At 61.1% G+C, this 17,436-nt stretch carries 12 protein-coding genes; 11 read left to right on the top strand and 1 reads right to left on the bottom strand.

Annotated elements, in window-relative coordinates; genetic code table 11:
* The first annotated feature begins 50 nt into the window (after nucleotides 1–50).
* From rnr to J1D76_RS10440, 11 genes are all read left to right on the top strand, one after another.
* Nucleotides 51–2,687, top strand: a complete 2,637-nt coding sequence (gene rnr / locus J1D76_RS10490; protein WP_421138259.1) for a ribonuclease R — start codon at nucleotides 51–53, stop codon at nucleotides 2,685–2,687.
* A complete protein-coding gene (gene rlmB, locus J1D76_RS10485; protein WP_007973273.1) occupies nucleotides 2,684–3,451 on the top strand; it encodes a 23S rRNA (guanosine(2251)-2'-O)-methyltransferase RlmB in 768 nt (255 codons plus the stop codon). The genes rnr and rlmB overlap by 4 nt, the downstream gene beginning before the upstream one ends.
* Nucleotides 3,452–3,695: 244 nt before the next feature.
* Nucleotides 3,696–4,118, top strand: coding sequence for a 30S ribosomal protein S6 (gene rpsF / locus J1D76_RS10480; RefSeq protein WP_008048087.1), 423 nt, complete (start codon nucleotides 3,696–3,698; stop codon nucleotides 4,116–4,118).
* A gap of 28 nt (nucleotides 4,119–4,146) precedes the next feature.
* Entirely contained in the window at nucleotides 4,147–4,377 is a 231-nt protein-coding gene (gene rpsR, locus J1D76_RS10475; RefSeq protein ID WP_002551829.1) for a 30S ribosomal protein S18, read from the top strand.
* Nucleotides 4,378–4,413: 36 nt separating this feature from the next.
* Nucleotides 4,414–5,307, top strand: a complete 894-nt coding sequence (locus J1D76_RS10470; protein ID WP_421138258.1) for a hypothetical protein — start codon at nucleotides 4,414–4,416, stop codon at nucleotides 5,305–5,307.
* Between the two features lie 19 nt (nucleotides 5,308–5,326).
* Entirely contained in the window at nucleotides 5,327–5,773 is a 447-nt protein-coding gene (rplI, locus tag J1D76_RS10465) for a 50S ribosomal protein L9 (RefSeq protein ID WP_421138257.1), read from the top strand.
* 120 nt (nucleotides 5,774–5,893) lie between these two features.
* Complete coding sequence (gene dnaB, locus J1D76_RS10460) at nucleotides 5,894–7,291, top strand: replicative DNA helicase (RefSeq protein WP_053153720.1); 1,398 nt, start codon at nucleotides 5,894–5,896, stop codon at nucleotides 7,289–7,291.
* Between the two features lie 285 nt (nucleotides 7,292–7,576).
* On the top strand, nucleotides 7,577–9,883 hold the full coding sequence (locus J1D76_RS10455) for a YgiQ family radical SAM protein (RefSeq protein ID WP_421138256.1): 2,307 nt from the start codon (nucleotides 7,577–7,579) through the stop codon (nucleotides 9,881–9,883).
* Nucleotides 9,884–10,228: 345 nt separating this feature from the next.
* Nucleotides 10,229–13,504, top strand: coding sequence for a DUF2126 domain-containing protein (locus J1D76_RS10450; RefSeq protein ID WP_421138255.1), 3,276 nt, complete (start codon nucleotides 10,229–10,231; stop codon nucleotides 13,502–13,504).
* Nucleotides 13,505–13,592: 88 nt separating this feature from the next.
* Nucleotides 13,593–16,079 (top strand): circularly permuted type 2 ATP-grasp protein, encoded by a 2,487-nt coding sequence (locus J1D76_RS10445; protein ID WP_421138254.1) that lies wholly within the window; start codon nucleotides 13,593–13,595, stop codon nucleotides 16,077–16,079.
* The gene (locus J1D76_RS10440) at nucleotides 16,079–16,969 is read left to right on the top strand and encodes a transglutaminase family protein (protein ID WP_421138253.1); all 891 of its coding nucleotides are present in this window, start codon (nucleotides 16,079–16,081) and stop codon (nucleotides 16,967–16,969) included. Before J1D76_RS10445 ends, J1D76_RS10440 begins: the two co-directional genes overlap by 1 nt.
* Nucleotides 16,970–17,196: 227 nt before the next feature.
* Here J1D76_RS10440 and J1D76_RS10435 read toward each other — a convergent pair whose 3' ends face one another.
* Entirely contained in the window at nucleotides 17,197–17,376 is a 180-nt protein-coding gene (locus tag J1D76_RS10435; protein WP_419712283.1) for a hypothetical protein, read from the bottom strand.
* Between the last annotated feature and the right edge of the window lie 60 nt (nucleotides 17,377–17,436).

Genomic DNA, 17,436 nt, shown 5'->3' with positions numbered 1-17,436 from the left:
TTACGCCTATGCCAAACTAACCCGCATATAGACAAGGTGAAAACTCTCTAATGGCCGATTGGCAGTCCCTCGATCCCGAGGCCGCTCGTGAAGCGGAAAAATATGAAAACCCTATTCCTAGCCGCGAACTGATCCTTCAGCACCTTGCTGATAGAGGTTCGCCTGCTAACCGCGAGCAGCTGGTCGAAGAGTTTGGTCTGACCACAGAAGACCAGATCGAAGCCCTGCGCCGCCGCCTGCGCGCCATGGAGCGCGATGCTCAGCTTATTTACACTCGTCGCGGCACATACGCGCCGGTGGACAAGCTCGATCTGATCCTGGGCCGCATCAGCGGTCACCGCGATGGCTTCGGCTTCCTGGTTCCCGACGACGGCAGTGACGACCTGTTCATGAGCCCGGCGCAAATGCGCCTGGTGTTCGATGGCGACCGTGCCCTGGCGCGGGTTTCCGGCCTGGACCGTCGCGGTCGTCGCGAAGGCATGATCGTCGAAGTGGTGTCCCGCGCTCACGAAACCATCGTTGGCCGTTACTTCGAAGAAGGCGGCATCGGCTTTGTGGTTGCCGACAATCCGAAGATTCAGCAAGAAGTGCTGGTGACGCCGGGCCGTAACGCCAACGCGCAGGTCGGACAGTTCGTCGAAGTGAAGATCACTCACTGGCCGACGCCACGCTTCCAGCCGCAAGGCGACGTGGTTGAAGTGGTGGGCAACTACATGGCGCCGGGCATGGAAATCGACGTTGCCCTGCGTACCTACGACATTCCTCACGTCTGGCCGGACGCCGTGCTCAAGGAAGCCGGCAAGCTCAAGCCGGAAGTCGAAGAGAAAGACAAAGAGAAACGCATCGACCTGCGCCATCTGCCGTTCGTCACCATTGACGGCGAAGATGCCCGCGACTTCGACGATGCGGTGTACTGCGAAGCCCGTCCGGGCAAGCTGCGCCTGTTCTCCGGCGGCTGGAAGCTGTACGTGGCGATTGCCGACGTGTCCAGCTACGTGAAACTCGGTTCGGCGCTGGACGCCGAAGCCCAGGTGCGCGGCAACTCGGTGTACTTCCCTGAGCGCGTGATCCCGATGCTGCCTGAGCAGTTGTCCAACGGTCTGTGCTCGCTGAACCCGCAAGTCGACCGTCTGGCCATGGTTTGCGAGATGACCATCTCCAAATCCGGCGAAATGACCGACTACTGCTTCTACGAAGCGGTGATCCACTCCCATGCTCGCCTGACCTACAACAAGGTCAGCGCGATGCTGGAAACGCCGAAAGCCACCGAAGGGCGCAAGCTGCGCGGTGAATACACCGACGTGGTGCCGCACCTCAAACAACTGTACTCGCTGTACAAGGTGTTGCTGGCGGCGCGTCACGTCCGTGGCGCGATCGATTTCGAAACCCAGGAAACCCGGATCATCTTCGGTTCCGAGCGCAAGATCGCCGAGATCCGGCCGACCGTGCGCAACGACGCGCACAAGCTGATCGAGGAATGCATGCTGGCGGCCAACGTGGCCACCGCCGAATTCCTGAAGAAGCACGAGATTCCTGCGCTGTACCGCGTTCACGATGGCCCGCCACCGGAGCGCCTGGAAAAACTGCGTGCCTTCCTCGGTGAGCTTGGCCTGTCCCTGCACAAAGGCAAGGATGGTCCGTCGCCGAAGGACTACCAGGCCCTGCTGGCCGGTATCAAGGATCGCCCGGATTTCCACCTGATCCAGACCGTCATGCTGCGCTCGTTGAGCCAAGCGGTTTATAGCGCCGATAACCAGGGCCACTTCGGCCTGAACTACGAAGCCTATACCCACTTCACCTCGCCGATCCGCCGCTACCCGGACTTGCTCACGCACCGCGCCATCCGCAGCGTGATCCATTCGAAGCAGAACACCCCGCACGTTCGCCGTGCCGGTGCGATGACCATTCCGAAGGCGCGCATCTATCCGTACGACGAAGCGGCCCTGGAGCAACTCGGCGAGCAATGCTCGATGAGCGAGCGCCGTGCCGACGAAGCGACCCGCGACGTTGTGAACTGGCTCAAGTGCGAGTTCATGAAGGATCGCGTCGGTGAGTCGTTCCCGGGTGTGATCACCGCCGTGACCGGTTTTGGCCTGTTCGTCGAACTGACCGATATCTACGTCGAAGGCCTGGTGCACGTCACCGCGCTGCCGGGCGATTACTACCACTTCGATCCTGTGCACCACCGCCTCGCCGGTGAACGTACCGGTCGCAGCTTCCGCCTGGGCGACACCGTGGAAGTGCGGGTCATGCGCGTCGACCTCGACGAACGCAAGATCGACTTCGAGATGGCCGAAAAAACCATCAGCGCGCCGATTGGTCGCAAAAAGCGCGGTGCAGATAGCGCGGCACCTGCCGCGAAAGTCGAAGCGGAGCCGGCCCCGGCGAAAACCGGTCGTCGTCCTGCCAAAGAGAAGGCTGGCGCTGTAGAGGCTTACCGTCCGAGCGACGCCGCGGCGAAAAATGCCGAAGTGCGCAAAAGTCGTGAAATGAAACAGGCGTTGCTCGCCGGTGCCAAAAGCGGCGGTAAAGCGGCGTCTGGGGGAAAGACCAGTCGGTCGGCGCCTGAAAAGGCCGTCGGCGGCAAGCCAGCCAAACCGAGCAAACATCGTAAAGGCCCGCCAAAAGCGGGCTCCGCTCCAGCTGCCAAAAGCGGCGGGGCGCGTAAACCGAAGGCCAAGTCATGAGTCAGTTGGAAAAGATCTACGGCGTACATGCCGTAGAAGCGCTGTTGCGTCATCACCCGAAACGCGTCAAGCAGATCTGGCTGGCCGAAGGCCGCAATGATCCGCGGGTCCAGACGCTGATTGAGCTGGCCAACGAAAACCGCGTCCAGGTCGGTCAGGCCGAGCGTCGTGAAATGGACGCCTGGGTTGAAGGCGTGCACCAAGGCGTGGTGGCGGACGTGAGTCCGAGCCAGGTCTGGGGCGAGGCAATGCTCGACGAGCTGCTCGATCGCACCGACGGTGCACCGCTGTTGCTGGTGCTCGACGGCGTGACCGATCCGCACAACCTTGGTGCCTGCCTGCGTTCTGCCGATGCGGCAGGTGCGCTGGCGGTGATCGTGCCGAAGGACAAGTCGGCCACGTTGACGCCGGTTGTACGAAAAATCGCCTGCGGTGCGGCGGAAGTGATTCCGTTGGTTGCTGTGACCAACCTGGCGCGCACCCTGGAAAAACTCCAGCAGCGCGGCTTGTGGGTGGTCGGTACGGCCGGTGAAGCTGAAGTCAGCCTGTATGACCAAGACCTGACCGGCCCGACGATCCTGATCATGGGCGCCGAAGGCAAGGGCATGCGTCGCCTGACCCGCGAGCATTGCGACTACCTGGTCAATCTGCCGATGGCCGGTAGCGTCAGCAGTCTCAACGTGTCCGTGGCGACGGGCGTGTGCCTGTTCGAAGCGCAGCGCCAGCGCAGCGTCAAAGCCAAGGCTGCTGCCAAGAAGTCCTGATCAGCGCACGAGCCAATGTAGGCGCTGGCAAGCCAGCTCCCACAGCGTTTTGTGGTGTGGCATAAGTTGGTGGTTGTTCAAATAATCACCAATTACCTTGCGCCCCCCAGTTCCCTTCTCTACAATTGCGCCCCTTGCTGTGATGGCAGGCACCCACGTGTCTAGCGTCCGCAAGTCCATAAGTGTCATTCACTCCTTGTCTGACCGCTTTTGAGCGGCAGGCTACAACCCGTAAGGAGCATTCATGCGTCATTACGAAATCATCTTTTTGGTCCACCCGGATCAAAGCGAGCAAGTCGGCGGCATGGTTGAGCGTTACACCAAGCTGATCGAAGAAGACGGCGGCAAAATCCACCGTCTGGAAGATTGGGGCCGTCGTCAACTGGCCTACGCAATCAACAATGTTCACAAGGCTCACTACGTGATGCTGAACGTTGAGTGCACTGGCAAGGCCCTGGCCGAGCTGGAAGACAACTTCCGCTACAACGATGCAGTGATCCGTAACCTGGTCATCCGTCGCGACGAAGCCGTTACCGGCCAGTCCGAGATGCTCAAGGCTGAAGAAAACCGCAGTGAGCGCCGTGAGCGTCGCGACCGTCCTGAGCACGAAGGCGCTGAAAGCGCTGACAGTGATGACAGCGACAACAGCGATAACGCTGACGAGTAATCCACGGACCTTTTAAGGAGCCTATCAAATGGCACGTTTCTTCCGTCGTCGTAAATTCTGCCGCTTCACCGCTGAAGACGTGAAAGAGATCGATTACAAAGATCTCAACACTCTGAAAGCCTACGTATCCGAGACCGGCAAAATTGTTCCAAGCCGCATCACCGGTACCAAAGCTCGTTATCAGCGTCAGCTGGCCACCGCTATCAAGCGCGCCCGCTTCCTGGCCCTGCTGGCCTACACCGACAGCCACGGCCGCTGAGACCGGGCAGTCGACTCGTAGCAAAGGATTGAATGCATGCGCGCCATAGCTGAGTTCATCATGCGCGGCCGTATGCAGGCCACTCTGGTAGTGGCTGGATGCGCGGCGATGCCGTTGTTGTATTGGTTGGGTGCTGCCGCCGGATGCCTTGTGCTCCTGCGGCGCGGATTGAAGGATGCCCTGGGTGTTCTTGCTCTGGGACTGCTGCCGGCATTGCTCTGGTGGCTTTACTCCGATGACCCACGGGCACTTCTGGTGCTGCTGGGGTCTGCGAGCCTTGCGTTGGTTTTGCGCGCAAGCGAGTCCTGGAACCGCGTGCTGCTGGTCAGCATAGCGATGGGGGTGGTGTTTTCAGTGGTGTTGGGGACAGCTTTTGCTCCCCAGATCGAGATGCTGGCGCAGGCTTTGATCAAAGTCATGCCGTCGCTTCTCGGCGATGTCTACCAGAAGTTGTCGGTAGACGAACAAGCGCGTTTCGCGTCCCTGATTGCACCGGTCCTGACCGGCCTGATTGCGGCGTTGTTGCAAATCGTCAGCTTGCTGAGCCTGCTTGTCGGGCGCTACTGGCAGGCGTTGTTGTACAACCCGGGCGGTTTTGGTCGCGAGTTTCGCGCCATCCGCTTCCCGCTGTTGCCGGCGATGTTGCTGCTGGCGTGCATGCTTCTGGGGCCGAATATCGGTCCGCAGATGGCCATGTTGACGCCGTTGTGCAGCGTACCGCTGGTGTTCGCCGGGCTGGCCCTGATTCACGGGCTGGTGGCGCGCAAGCGACTGGCCAAATTCTGGCTGGTGGGGTTGTACGTAACGCTGTTGCTGTTCATGCAGCTGATCTATCCGTTGCTGGTGGTCCTGGCCATCGTCGACAGCCTGATTGATTTTCGCGGTCGTTCGGCACCGAAAGATGCCGATAACGCGAACGGTGAAGGTTAAAAGTTAAGAGGATTTTCACATGCAACTGATCCTTCTGGAAAAAGTCACCAACCTGGGCAACCTGGGTGACAAAGTGAACGTTAAGGCTGGTTACGGTCGTAACTACCTGCTGCCTTACGGCAAAGCTACCGCTGCGACCCCAGCCAACCTGGCTGCGTTCGAAGAGCGTCGTGCTGAGCTGGAAAAAGCAGCAGCAGATCGTAAATCGTCGGCTGAAAGCCGCGCTGCCCAACTGGCCGAGCTGGAAGTGACCATCACTGCCACCGCTGGCGACGAAGGCAAGCTGTTCGGTTCGATCGGTACTCACGACATCGCTGACGCACTGACCGCCTCCGGCGTTGAAGTGCAGAAGAGCGAAGTTCGTCTGCCGAACGGCACCATCCGCAACATAGGCGAATTCGACGTAGCCGTGCACCTGCACGCCGAAGTTGAAGCCACCGTACGCGTTGTCGTGGTAGCAGCTTAAGCAGCACTTGTCGGCTGGCACCCTCGGGTGCTTGCCGGTAACATCGGGCACGATCCTGTTTACAGGTCGTGCCCTTTGTCTTTCTGGCATCCCCGTTTTTAAATCTGATTCCAAGTGGCCATGAACGAAATTTCCGCTCCCGAGCAATACGATCTGCAAACTGCCGCGCTGAAAGTGCCGCCGCATTCCATCGAGGCTGAACAGGCTGTACTCGGTGGTCTGATGCTGGACAACAACGCCTGGGAGCGCGTGCTCGATCAAGTCTCCGACGGCGATTTCTATCGACATGACCACCGCCTGATTTTCCGTGCGATCGCCAAACTGGCCGATCAGAACTCCCCGATTGACGTCGTGACCCTTGCCGAACAACTGGACAAGGAAGGCCAGACGTCGCAGGTCGGCGGCCTCGGTTACCTCGGCGAACTGGCGAAGAACACCCCGTCGGTCGCTAACATCAAGGCCTATGCGCAGATCGTCCGTCAGCGCGCGACGTTGCGCCAACTGATCGGCATCAGCACCGAGATCGCCGACAGTGCCTTCAACCCGGAAGGTCGCACTGCCGAGGAGATCCTCGATGAAGCCGAGCGCCAGATCTTCGCGATTGCCGAGGCCCGGCCGAAAACCGGTGGCCCGGTGGGTGTGAACGATTTGCTGACCAAGGCCATCGATCGCATCGACACGCTGTTCAACACGGACAACGCCATTACCGGCCTGTCCACGGGCTACACCGATCTTGATGAGAAGACCAGCGGCCTGCAGCCGGCTGACTTGATCATCGTCGCCGGTCGTCCGTCGATGGGTAAAACCACCTTCGCGATGAACCTGGTGGAAAACGCCGTACTGCGCAGCGACAAGGCCGTTCTGGTGTATTCCCTCGAGATGCCAGGCGAATCGCTGGTCATGCGTATGCTGTCGTCCCTCGGGCGGATCGACCAGACCAAGGTGCGTTCCGGTCAGTTGGAAGATGACGACTGGCCGCGCCTGACGTCGGCGGTGAACCTGCTCAATGACCGCAAGCTGTTCATCGACGACACCGCCGGTATCAGCCCGTCGGAAATGCGTGCGCGTACCCGGCGTCTGGCGCGTGAGCACGGTGAGATCGGCCTGATCATGATCGACTACCTTCAGTTGATGCAGATTCCAGGTTCTGGCGGCGACAACCGAACCAACGAGATTTCTGAAATCTCGCGTTCCTTGAAAGCCTTGGCCAAGGAATTCAACTGCCCGGTGGTGGCGCTGTCTCAGCTCAACCGTTCCCTCGAGCAGCGGCCGAACAAACGGCCGATCAACTCCGACCTCCGGGAATCCGGAGCGATCGAGCAGGACGCCGACGTGATCATGTTCGTTTACCGCGACGAGGTGTATCACCCGGAAACCGAGCACAAGGGCATCGCCGAAATTATCATCGGCAAGCAGCGTAACGGCCCGATCGGCTTTATTCGCCTGGCCTTCATCGGGAAATACACCCGATTCGAGAACCTGGCACCGGGCAGCTATAACTTCGATGATGACGAATAACGGCTAACGCCGGGCTCTTGTGGCGAGGGGGCTTGTCCCCGTTCGGCTGCGAAGCAGTCGTCAATCAGCCAACTCGTTTCATCTGGAGAATGGCGACCGCTGGTTTTGGGGTCGCTTCGCAACCCAACGGGGGCAAGCCCCCTCGCCACAGGCTTGTGTGTTGCTCACGGGGGCTGCGCTAAAACAGCTCCCACCAATTTCCGACCACAGCCGTCGGAATTGGTCAAAATTTGTGCTATATTCCGCGCCCGCGAAATTCAATGAAAGCCAACACCGGTTATCGACATGCAAGCAGCCAAGCCGTTATTTGACTATCCCAAATACTGGGCCGAATGTTTCGGGCCAGCGCCATTCCTGCCGATGAGCAGGGAGGAGATGGATCAGCTCGGCTGGGATTCCTGCGACATCATCATCGTCACCGGTGATGCCTACGTCGACCACCCGTCGTTCGGCATGGCGATCATCGGCCGGCTGCTGGAGTCCCAGGGCTTTCGCGTCGGGATCATTGCCCAGCCTAACTGGCAGTCCAAAGACGACTTCATGAAGCTCGGCGAGCCGAACCTGTTCTTCGGTGTCGCGGCCGGCAACATGGACTCGATGATCAACCGCTACACCGCCGACAAGAAAATCCGTTCTGACGACGCCTACACGCCAGGCGGCATGGCCGGCAAGCGTCCGGACCGCGCGAGCCTGGTCTACAGCCAGCGCTGCAAGGAAGCCTACAAGCACGTGCCGATCGTGCTCGGCGGCATCGAAGCCTCCCTGCGCCGCATCGCCCACTACGACTACTGGCAGGACCGTGTGCGTAACTCGATCCTGATCGACGCCAGCGCCGACATCCTGCTGTACGGCAACGCCGAGCGGGCCATCGTCGAGGTCGCCCAGCGCCTGTCCTACGGTCACAAGATCGAAGACATCACCGACGTGCGCGGTACTGCGTTCATCCGTCGTGACACGCCGCAAGGCTGGTACGAAGTCGACTCCACGCGCATTGACCGTCCGGGCAAGATCGACAAGATCATCAACCCGTATGTCAACACCCAGGACACCCAGGCTTGCGCCATCGAGCAGGAAAAGGGCCCGGTTGAAGATCCGCAGGAAGCCAAGGTCGTGCAGATCCTGGCCAGCCCGAAGATGACCCGCGACAAGACCGTGATTCGCCTGCCGTCGGTGGAAAAAGTCCGCAACGATGCGGTGCTCTATGCCCACGCCAACCGCGTGCTGCACCTGGAAACCAACCCGGGCAACGCCCGCGCGCTGGTGCAGAAGCATGGCGAGGTGGATGTCTGGTTCAACCCGCCACCGATTCCGATGACCACCGAAGAAATGGACTACGTGTTCGGCATGCCTTACGCGCGCATTCCGCACCCGGCGTACGGCAAGGAGAAAATCCCGGCCTACGACATGATCCGTTTCTCGGTGAACATCATGCGTGGCTGCTTCGGCGGCTGCACCTTCTGCTCGATCACCGAGCACGAAGGGCGGATCATCCAGAACCGTTCCCACGAGTCGATCATTCGCGAAATCGAAGAAATTCGCGACAAGGTCCCGGGCTTTACCGGCGTGATCTCCGACCTCGGCGGCCCGACCGCGAACATGTACCGTATCGCTTGCAAGACCCCGGAAATCGAATCCGCGTGCCGCAAGCCATCGTGCGTGTTCCCTGGCATCTGCCCGAACCTGAACACCGACCACTCGGCGCTGATCCAGCTGTATCGCAGCGCCCGTGAACTGCCGGGTGTGAAGAAGATCCTGATCGCTTCCGGCCTGCGCTACGACCTCGCGGTCGAGTCGCCGGAATACGTGAAAGAGCTGGTGACCCACCACGTCGGTGGTTACCTGAAGATCGCCCCGGAACACACCGAGGAAGGTCCGCTCAACCAGATGATGAAACCGGGCATCGGCAGCTATGACAAGTTCAAGCGCATGTTCGAGAAGTATTCGAAGGAAGCGGGTAAGGAGCAGTACCTGATTCCGTACTTCATCGCGGCGCACCCGGGCACCACCGATGAAGACATGATGAACCTGGCCCTATGGCTCAAGGGCAATGGTTTCCGTGCCGACCAGGTGCAGGCGTTCTACCCGTCGCCGATGGCTACTGCCACCGCGATGTACCACTCGGGCAAGAACCCGCTGCGCAAGGTCACCTATAAGTCTGACGCGGTGACCATCGTCAAGAGCGAAGAGCAGCGTCGCCTGCACAAGGCGTTCTTGCGTTATCACGACCCGAAAGGCTGGCCGATGCTGCGTGAGGCGTTGACCCGCATGGGCCGTGCCGATTTGATCGGGCCGGGCAAGAACCAGCTGATCCCGTTGCACCAGCCGTCGACCGACAGCTACCAGAGCGCCCGCCGCAAGAACTCGACACCGGCCGGCAGCCATAAAGTGGCGGCGCAAGAGAAGACCACCAAGATCCTTACCCAGCACACCGGTCTGCCGCCGCGTGCCAGTGATGGCGGCAACCCGTGGGACAAACGTGAAAAGGCCAAGGCCGAGGCGTTTGCCCGCAACCAGCAAGCGGCCAAGGAGCGCAAGGACGCGGCCAAGGGCAAGGGGCCGAAGCCGACCCGCAAGCCGGTCGTACCGCGCTAAGCCGCGCTTGAGCTGAACAGAACGCCAACCTTCGGGTTGGCGTTCTGCATTTTCTGGTTGGAAGGATGGGTATGGCTGCTGGCCTCTTCGCTGGCAAGCCAGCTCCTACAGGGATTTGCTGTGAACGCCAAACTGTAGGCGCTGGATTGCCAGCGAAGGGCCCGGAAATGCCAACCAATTTCTTGCTGACCGCCACAAATACGTGCACCCACGCCAAACCATTTTCCCGCGTCGCCCGATTTTGGTGCTGTACTGCCTCAGGCAATCGGGGAAAGCGCTGCGGCTGCTGGATGGCATAAGTCTTGCGCGCTTTCCAATACGTTTAGGGCTCGCAGGAGGCACGCCGTGTCGATTCATGTCGCATTGCACCATGTCACGCATTACCGCTATGACCGCGCTGTCGAGCTCGGCCCGCAGATCGTTCGCCTGCGTCCCGCCGCCCACAGCCGCACGCGGATTCTGTCCTATGCGCTGAAAGTCTCGCCCGAGCAGCACTTCATCAACTGGCAGCAAGACCCTCAAGGCAATTACCTGGCGCGTCTTGTGTTCCCGGAGAAAACCGAGGAACTGCGCATCGAGGTCGATTTGCTGGCCGAAATGGCGATCTTCAACCCATTCGACTTCTTCCTCGAGCCCTACGCTGAAAAAATCCCCTTCGCCTATGCCGCCGATGAGCGCAAGGAGCTTGCGCCGTACCTGGAAACCTTGCCCCTGACGCCAGCGTTCAAGGCCTATCTCGACGGTATCGACCGCACCCCGTTGCCCGCCGTGGACTTTCTGGTCGCGCTCAACCAGCGCCTGAGCGATGACATCGACTACCTGATCCGCATGGAGCCCGGCGTGCAAACGCCGGAACACACCCTGGAACACGCCTCCGGTTCCTGCCGCGACTCGGCGTGGCTGCTGGTGCAATTGCTGCGCAACCTTGGCCTGGCGGCGCGTTTTGTCTCGGGCTACTTGATCCAGCTGACGGCGGACGTGAAAAGCCTTGATGGCCCGTCCGGCACCGACGTGGATTTCACCGACCTGCATGCCTGGTGCGAGGTGTACTTGCCCGGCGCCGGCTGGATCGGCCTGGATGCGACCTCCGGGCTGTTTGCCGGTGAAGGGCATATCCCGTTGGCCTGTAGTCCCGATCCGTCCTCGGCGGCACCGATCAGTGGGCTGGTGGAACCGTGCGAGTGCGAGTTCAGCCACGAAATGTCCGTGGAGCGGATTTGGGAAGCGCCGCGGGTGACCAAGCCCTACACCGAAGAGCAATGGCTGGCGATCCAGACGCTGGGCCGGCAGATCGATGCCGACCTGCTGGAAGGCGATGTGCGCCTGACCATGGGCGGCGAGCCGACGTTCGTGTCCATCGATGACCCGGACGGCGCCGAGTGGAATACCGCCGCACTGGGGCCGGATAAACGGCGGTTGTCCGCCGAACTGTTCCAGCGCATGCGCAAACACTACGCACCCAACGGGCTGGTGCATTTCGGCCAGGGCAAGTGGTACCCCGGCGAACAACTGCCGCGTTGGTCGCTCAATGGCTACTGGCGGCGGGACGGCGTGCCGATCTGGCACAACAGCGCGCTGATTGCCGATGAGCAGCAAGACTACGGCGCGGATGGTGCATTGGCCGGGCGTTTCCTGGCGAGTGTCGCCGAACGCTTGAAGATTGCGACACGTTTTGTGTTTGCGGCCTACGAAGACAATTTCTATTACCTCTGGCGCGAAGGGACCTTGCCGCAAAACGTCAGCGCCGAAGATTCGCGTCTTGAAGAACCCTTGGAGCGTGCGCGACTGCGCAAGGTCTTCAGTCAAGGCCTGGACAAAGTGATTGGCCAAGTCCTGCCGTTGGCGCGCACCCCCAAGGGCGATCAGTGGCAGAGTGGGCGCTGGTACCTGCGCGACGAACATTGCCGGCTGGTACCGGGCGATTCGCCGCTGGGTTATCGCTTGCCGCTGGGTTCACAGCCCTGGGTGAAAGCGGCGGAGTACCCGTTCATTCATCCGCAAGACCCCAATCAGGACTTCCCGGCGCTGCCCGACACCGCACAGCTGCGAAGCCAAAGCACAGGTGCCGAGGTCCAGGAACGCGAGCCAAAGATCGACGAATCCGCCGACTGGCTGACCCGTACGGCCTTCTGCGCCGAGGCGCGGGAAGGGCGGCTGTACCTGTTCATGCCACCGCTGGAACGGCTCGAGGACTACCTCGAACTGGTCGCCGCCATCGAAGCCACTGCCGAAGAGTTGCTGTGCCCGGTGTTGCTGGAAGGCTACGAGCCGCCGAGCGATCCACGCCTGAGTAACTTCCGAATCACCCCGGATCCGGGCGTGATCGAGGTCAACGTGCAGCCGTCCGCGACCTGGGATGAGCTGGTCGAGCGCACCGAATTCCTTTACGAAGAAGCGCGCCAGACCCGGCTGACCACCGAAAAATTCATGATTGACGGCCGCCACACCGGCACCGGTGGCGGCAATCACTTCGTGCTGGGTGGTGCGACGCCGGCGGATTCACCGTTCCTGCGCCGCCCCGATCTGCTGCGCAGCCTGATCAGTTACTGGCATAACCATCCGTCCTTGTCCTACCTGTTTTCCGGCTTGTTCATCGGCCCGACGTCCCAGGCGCCGCGGATCGATGAGGCCCGCAACGATGCCTTGTACGAGCTGGAAATCGCCTTCGCGCAGATGCCTGCACCGGGCGAGGAATGTCCGCCATGGTTGGTGGACCGGCTGCTGCGCAACCTGCTGATCGATGTGACGGGCAATACCCACCGCGCCGAATTCTGTATTGACAAGCTCTACTCACCGGACGGCGCCACCGGGCGCCTCGGCTTGCTCGAGCTGCGTGCGTTCGAGATGCCACCCCATGCCCGCATGAGCCTGGCGCAACAGCTGTTGCTGCGAGCACTGGTTGCTCGGTTCTGGCGCGAGCCCTATGCACCGCCAAAATTGGCGCGCTGGGGTACGCAATTGCACGACCGTTTCCTGTTGCCGCACTTTATCGAACAAGACTTTGCCGATGTTATCGTCGACCTCAACGCTGCCGGCTATCCACTGCGCGCCGAGTGGTTTGCTGCGCATCTCGAGTTCCGCTTTCCCAAGGTGGGCGATTACGCGGTCAGTGGCATTACGCTGCAATTGCGCCAGGCGCTGGAGCCGTGGCATGTGCTGGGCGAAGAGGGCGCCGTGGGCGGCACCGTGCGGTATGTGGACTCTTCGCTGGAGCGTTTGCAGGTCAAGCTCAGCGGCTTGCCGCCCCAGCGTTATCTGCTGACCTGCAACGGCGTCCCGGTGCCCTTGCAGCCCACCGGGCGTGTTGGCGAATTCGTCGCAGGCGTGCGATTTCGCGCCTGGCAACCGGCGAACTGCCTGCAGCCGACGATCCCGGTTCATGCGCCGCTGGTCTTTGATGTGCTCGACACCTGGATGCAGCGCTCGGTGGGCGGTTGCCAGTACCACGTGGCGCATCCCGGAGGGCGCAACTATGACAGCTTGCCGGTCAATGCCAACGAGGCCGAGAGTCGGCGCATGGCGCGTTTCTTCCGCATTGGACACACGCCGGGGAAACTTCCTATACCGATCCTGGAAATTAACGACGAGCTACCGATGACGCTCGATTTGCGACGTTTCTAAATCGTACGCGACGCCCGGATTTTTCGTCTATCCGGGCGTCACGAGCCTGCGTTAGTCTGACGCTTCATTGCTGTCTGCCGAGCTCTCCATGCCTGACCTGCTAGACCGCTACCCGCTGACGGTGGGCACCTATCACGAACTGCTCGACGACAGAGGCGCCGTGCGCCCGCACTGGCGTCGACTGTTCGAGCAGTTGCAGCGCAGTACGCCAGCGCAATTGGCGCAGCGTCAGGCGCTATTGACCCGGCAAATCCAGGAAAACGGTGTCACCTATAACGTCTATGCCGATCCCAAGGGCGCGGACCGGCCATGGGAGCTGGACCTGCTGCCCCACGTGATCGCCGCTGATGAGTGGGAACAGTTGTCGGCCGGCATCGCTCAGCGGGCGCGACTGCTCAATGCGGTTCTGGCTGACTTGTACGGTCCTCAACAGCTGATTGCCGAAGGTCTGCTGCCCGCCGAACTGGTATTCGGTCACAACAACTTCCTCTGGCCTTGTCAGGGCATCAATCCGCCTGACGGGGCCTTTCTGCATTTATATGCCGTGGACCTGGCGCGTACACCCGATGGCCGCTGGTGGGTCACGGCGGATCGCACGCAGGCACCGTCAGGCGCTGGCTACGCGCTGGAAAATCGCACCATCGTGTCCCGGGCGTTTCCCGAGTTGTACCGTGATTTGAAGGTCCAGCACCTGGCGGGTTTCTTCCGCACGTTGCAGGAAACCCTGGCCCGTCAGGCGCCGAGTGACGGCGAAGCGCCGCTGGTGGTGCTGCTGACGCCCGGGCGTTTCAACGAAAGCTATTTTGAACACCTGTATCTCGCTCGTCAGCTCGGTTATCCCCTGGTGGAGGGCGGCGACCTGACGGTGCGCGACGCCACGGTCTACCTGAAGACCCTGAGTGGCCTACGCCGGGTCCACGCGATCATGCGTCGGCTCGACGATGATTTCTGCGACCCTCTGGAGTTGCGTACCGATTCGGCCCTCGGCGTGCCGGGCCTGCTTGAGGCCGTGCGACAGGGACGGGTGCTGGTGGCCAATGCCTTGGGCAGCGGTGTACTGGAATCGCCGGGACTGCTGGGGTTTCTGCCGAAGATCAATCAATGCCTGTTCGGCGAAGAACTGATTCTGCCGTCCATCGCGACCTGGTGGTGCGGTGAGGCGCCGGTACTGGCCCAGGCTTTGGAAAAACTGCCGGGACTGCTGATTAAACCGGCGTTCCCGTCCCAGAGCTTTGCGCCGGTGTTTGGCCGCGACTTGAGCGAAAAACAGCGCAAGGAGCTCGCCGAGCGCATGCAGGCGCGGCCTTATGCGTATGTGGCGCAAGAACTCGCTCAGCTCTCCCAGGCACCGATCTGGCAAGCCGAAGGTGGTCAACTGCAACCGCGCGCCATCGGCATGCGCGTGTATGCCGTGGCCAGTCGCGAGGGCTATCGGGTCTTGCCCGGTGGCTTGACCCGGGTCGCCGCCGACGCCGATGCCGAGGTGGTGTCGATGCAGCGCGGTGGCGCCAGCAAAGACACTTGGGTGTTGGGTGATCGTGCGCCCAACGGCGAACAATGGAAGACCCAGCGCAACATCGGCGTGCATGACCTGATACGACGCGACCCGTACCTGCCATCGCGTGTCGTGGAGAACCTGTTCTGGTTTGGCCGTTACTGTGAACGTTGCGATGACAGTGCACGTTTGCTGCGCATCATGCTGACGCGCTATGTCGATGGCGATGATCCGAAAGCCCTGCAGGCCGCGGTCGATCTCGGCGAACGGCTGATGTTGCTGCCCGATGAGGGCGAGTTGCCCGAACGCCTGTTGGCGGCGTTGCTCGGCGATGACTGGCCGTTCAGCTTGCGCTCCAACCTGCAACGCTTGCAGTGGGCAGCATCCCAGGTGCGCGGCAAGCTCTCGCGGGAAAACTGGCAGGCGCTGGTGGAGTTGCAGCGCGAAGCCATGGAGCTGGAAACCGAGGAACCGGATTTCGGCGAGTTGCTGGATTTTCTCAATCGACTGGTGATGTCGCTGGCAGCGCTGTCCGGTTTTGCCCTGGACGACATGACCCGGGACGAAGGCTGGCGTTTCCTCATGATCGGCCGGCGGATCGAGCGCCTGCAATTTCTCAGCGGTAGCCTGGCGGCGTTCCTGCGCGGCGCCGGGGCGTTCGATCAGTCCGGGCTGGAGTGGCTGTTGGAGTTGGGTAACAGCAGCATTACCTACCGTTCGCGCTACCTGGCGGTGGCGCAGTTGATCCCGGTGCTCGACCTGCTGTTGCTCGACGAACAGAACCCTCATGCGGTGTTGTTCCAGTTGAAACTGGTGACTCGCACCGTCAAACGCCTCAACGACGACTTTGGCGCGCCGCGTGAAGCGGGGTTGCCGCAATTGGTCGAGCGCCTGGCGCGCTTCGACCTGGGCTGTCTGGAAAACTCATTGTTCGGCGACACCAGCGTTCGCGCTGCCATCGAAGGGCTGGCCGCGCTGCTGCAAGAAATCGCCGACGCTAGCGGCCAGGTTTCCGATCGCCTGGCGCTGCGGCATTTCGCCCATGTCGACGATGTCAGCCAGCGCACGGTGTCTGTCTGATGAGCGCCCGCTACCAGATTTTCCATGACACCCATTACCACTACGACAGCCCGGTGTCCCTGGCCCAGCAACTGGCGCACCTGTGGCCGCGACCTTGTGCCTGGCAGCGTTGCACCGACCAGCAATTGCTGATCAGCCCGCAGCCGACCTCGCGTCGCGATGAACTGGATGTGTTCGGCAATCCGCTGACCCGGCTAGCGTTCGAGCGGCCCCACGATGAGCTGTTGGTCAACGCCAGCCTGACGATTGAAGTGCTGCCCCGAACTGTCACGGATTTCCACCGGTCACCGGCGTGGGAATTCACCCGCAGTGCGTTGACCTACAATAGCCAGCCACTGTCGCCTGAGTTGCTCGAAGCCTGCCGCTACCGGTTTGAATCGCCTTATGTGCATTTGAAGCGAAACTTCGTCGAGTTTTCCGAGAGCTGTTTTCCGCCCGGTCGACCGTTGCTGCTCGGCGTGCAGGCACTCATGGAGAAAATCTTCAGCGAGTTCACCTTCGATGCCGAAGCGACCCAGGTGGCGACACCGCTGGTGGAGGTGCTGGAGCGTCGACGCGGGGTTTGCCAGGACTTTGCACACCTGATGCTTGCCTGTGTGCGTTCCCGGGGGTTGGCGGCGCGCTATATCAGCGGCTATTTGCTGACTCAGCCACCGCCGGGGCAGCCGCGACTGATCGGCGCCGATGCGTCCCACGCCTGGGTTTCGGTGTTTTGCCCAGTGCTGGGCTGGGTGGATTTTGATCCGACCAACAATGTGCAACCGGCGCTGGAGCACATCACCCTGGCCTGGGGGCGGGATTTTTCCGACGTGTCGCCGTTGCGGGGGGTGATCCTGGGTGGGGGCAACCATGACCCGGAAGTGCGCGTCACCGTGATGCCGCTGGATTAACGCCGATCAAACTGTAGAAGCGAGGTTGCTCGCGAAAAACTCGAGAGCGCCGGGGTCTATCTGGCTCGCAGCGTTATCGTTGACGACCATCGCGAGCAGGCTCGCTCCTACAGGGGGATTGTGGTGTTTTGAGGGATATTCGATTGGCCTGTGAGGATCGGCAGCGGCGCTGCCAATCCTGGTCACAGATCCGGTGGGCCTGATCAGATCAACCGGCCCGGAGGTTTTCAGGCGTCGGGTGCCTGGTCTTTCGGTGCATCAACATCGTCTTCTGCCGCCACTTCACCCTCAGGGTTCAGTGCCGCTTCTTCAGCTGTAGCTTTCTTGCGCTGAAGCTTTTCCTCTTTCTTCTGCTCCTTGGCCAAGTCTCTCTGACGTTTGGCGAAGGAATAATTAGGTTTAGCCATGGGCGATCCTCTGGGGTCGAAGGTGAGGTGGAGCGGCACATATTCTGCCCTGTATCGGTG

This window comes from Pseudomonas sp. NFX15, assembly GCF_049132105.1.
Lineage (GTDB): Bacteria > Pseudomonadota > Gammaproteobacteria > Pseudomonadales > Pseudomonadaceae > Aquipseudomonas.
The sequence above is the reverse complement of the archived record's forward strand: the minus strand, read 5'-3'. Positions and strand labels throughout refer to the sequence as shown.

Bases quoted from the DNA above. Each gene is read 5' to 3' on its own strand.
- rnr (WP_421138259.1), top strand. From the start codon at position 51: ATGGCCGATTGGCAGTCCCTCGATCCCGAGGCCGCTCGTGAAGCGGAA.
- rlmB (WP_007973273.1), top strand. From the start codon at position 2,684: ATGAGTCAGTTGGAAAAGATCTACGGCGTACATGCCGTAGAAGCGCTG.
- rpsF (WP_008048087.1), top strand. From the start codon at position 3,696: ATGCGTCATTACGAAATCATCTTTTTGGTCCACCCGGATCAAAGCGAG.
- rpsR (WP_002551829.1), top strand. From the start codon at position 4,147: ATGGCACGTTTCTTCCGTCGTCGTAAATTCTGCCGCTTCACCGCTGAA.
- J1D76_RS10470 (WP_421138258.1), top strand. From the start codon at position 4,414: ATGCGCGCCATAGCTGAGTTCATCATGCGCGGCCGTATGCAGGCCACT.
- rplI (WP_421138257.1), top strand. From the start codon at position 5,327: ATGCAACTGATCCTTCTGGAAAAAGTCACCAACCTGGGCAACCTGGGT.
- dnaB (WP_053153720.1), top strand. From the start codon at position 5,894: ATGAACGAAATTTCCGCTCCCGAGCAATACGATCTGCAAACTGCCGCG.
- J1D76_RS10455 (WP_421138256.1), top strand. From the start codon at position 7,577: ATGCAAGCAGCCAAGCCGTTATTTGACTATCCCAAATACTGGGCCGAA.
- J1D76_RS10445 (WP_421138254.1), top strand. From the start codon at position 13,593: ATGCCTGACCTGCTAGACCGCTACCCGCTGACGGTGGGCACCTATCAC.
- J1D76_RS10440 (WP_421138253.1), top strand. From the start codon at position 16,079: ATGAGCGCCCGCTACCAGATTTTCCATGACACCCATTACCACTACGAC.
- J1D76_RS10435 (WP_419712283.1), bottom strand. From the start codon at position 17,376: ATGGCTAAACCTAATTATTCCTTCGCCAAACGTCAGAGAGACTTGGCC.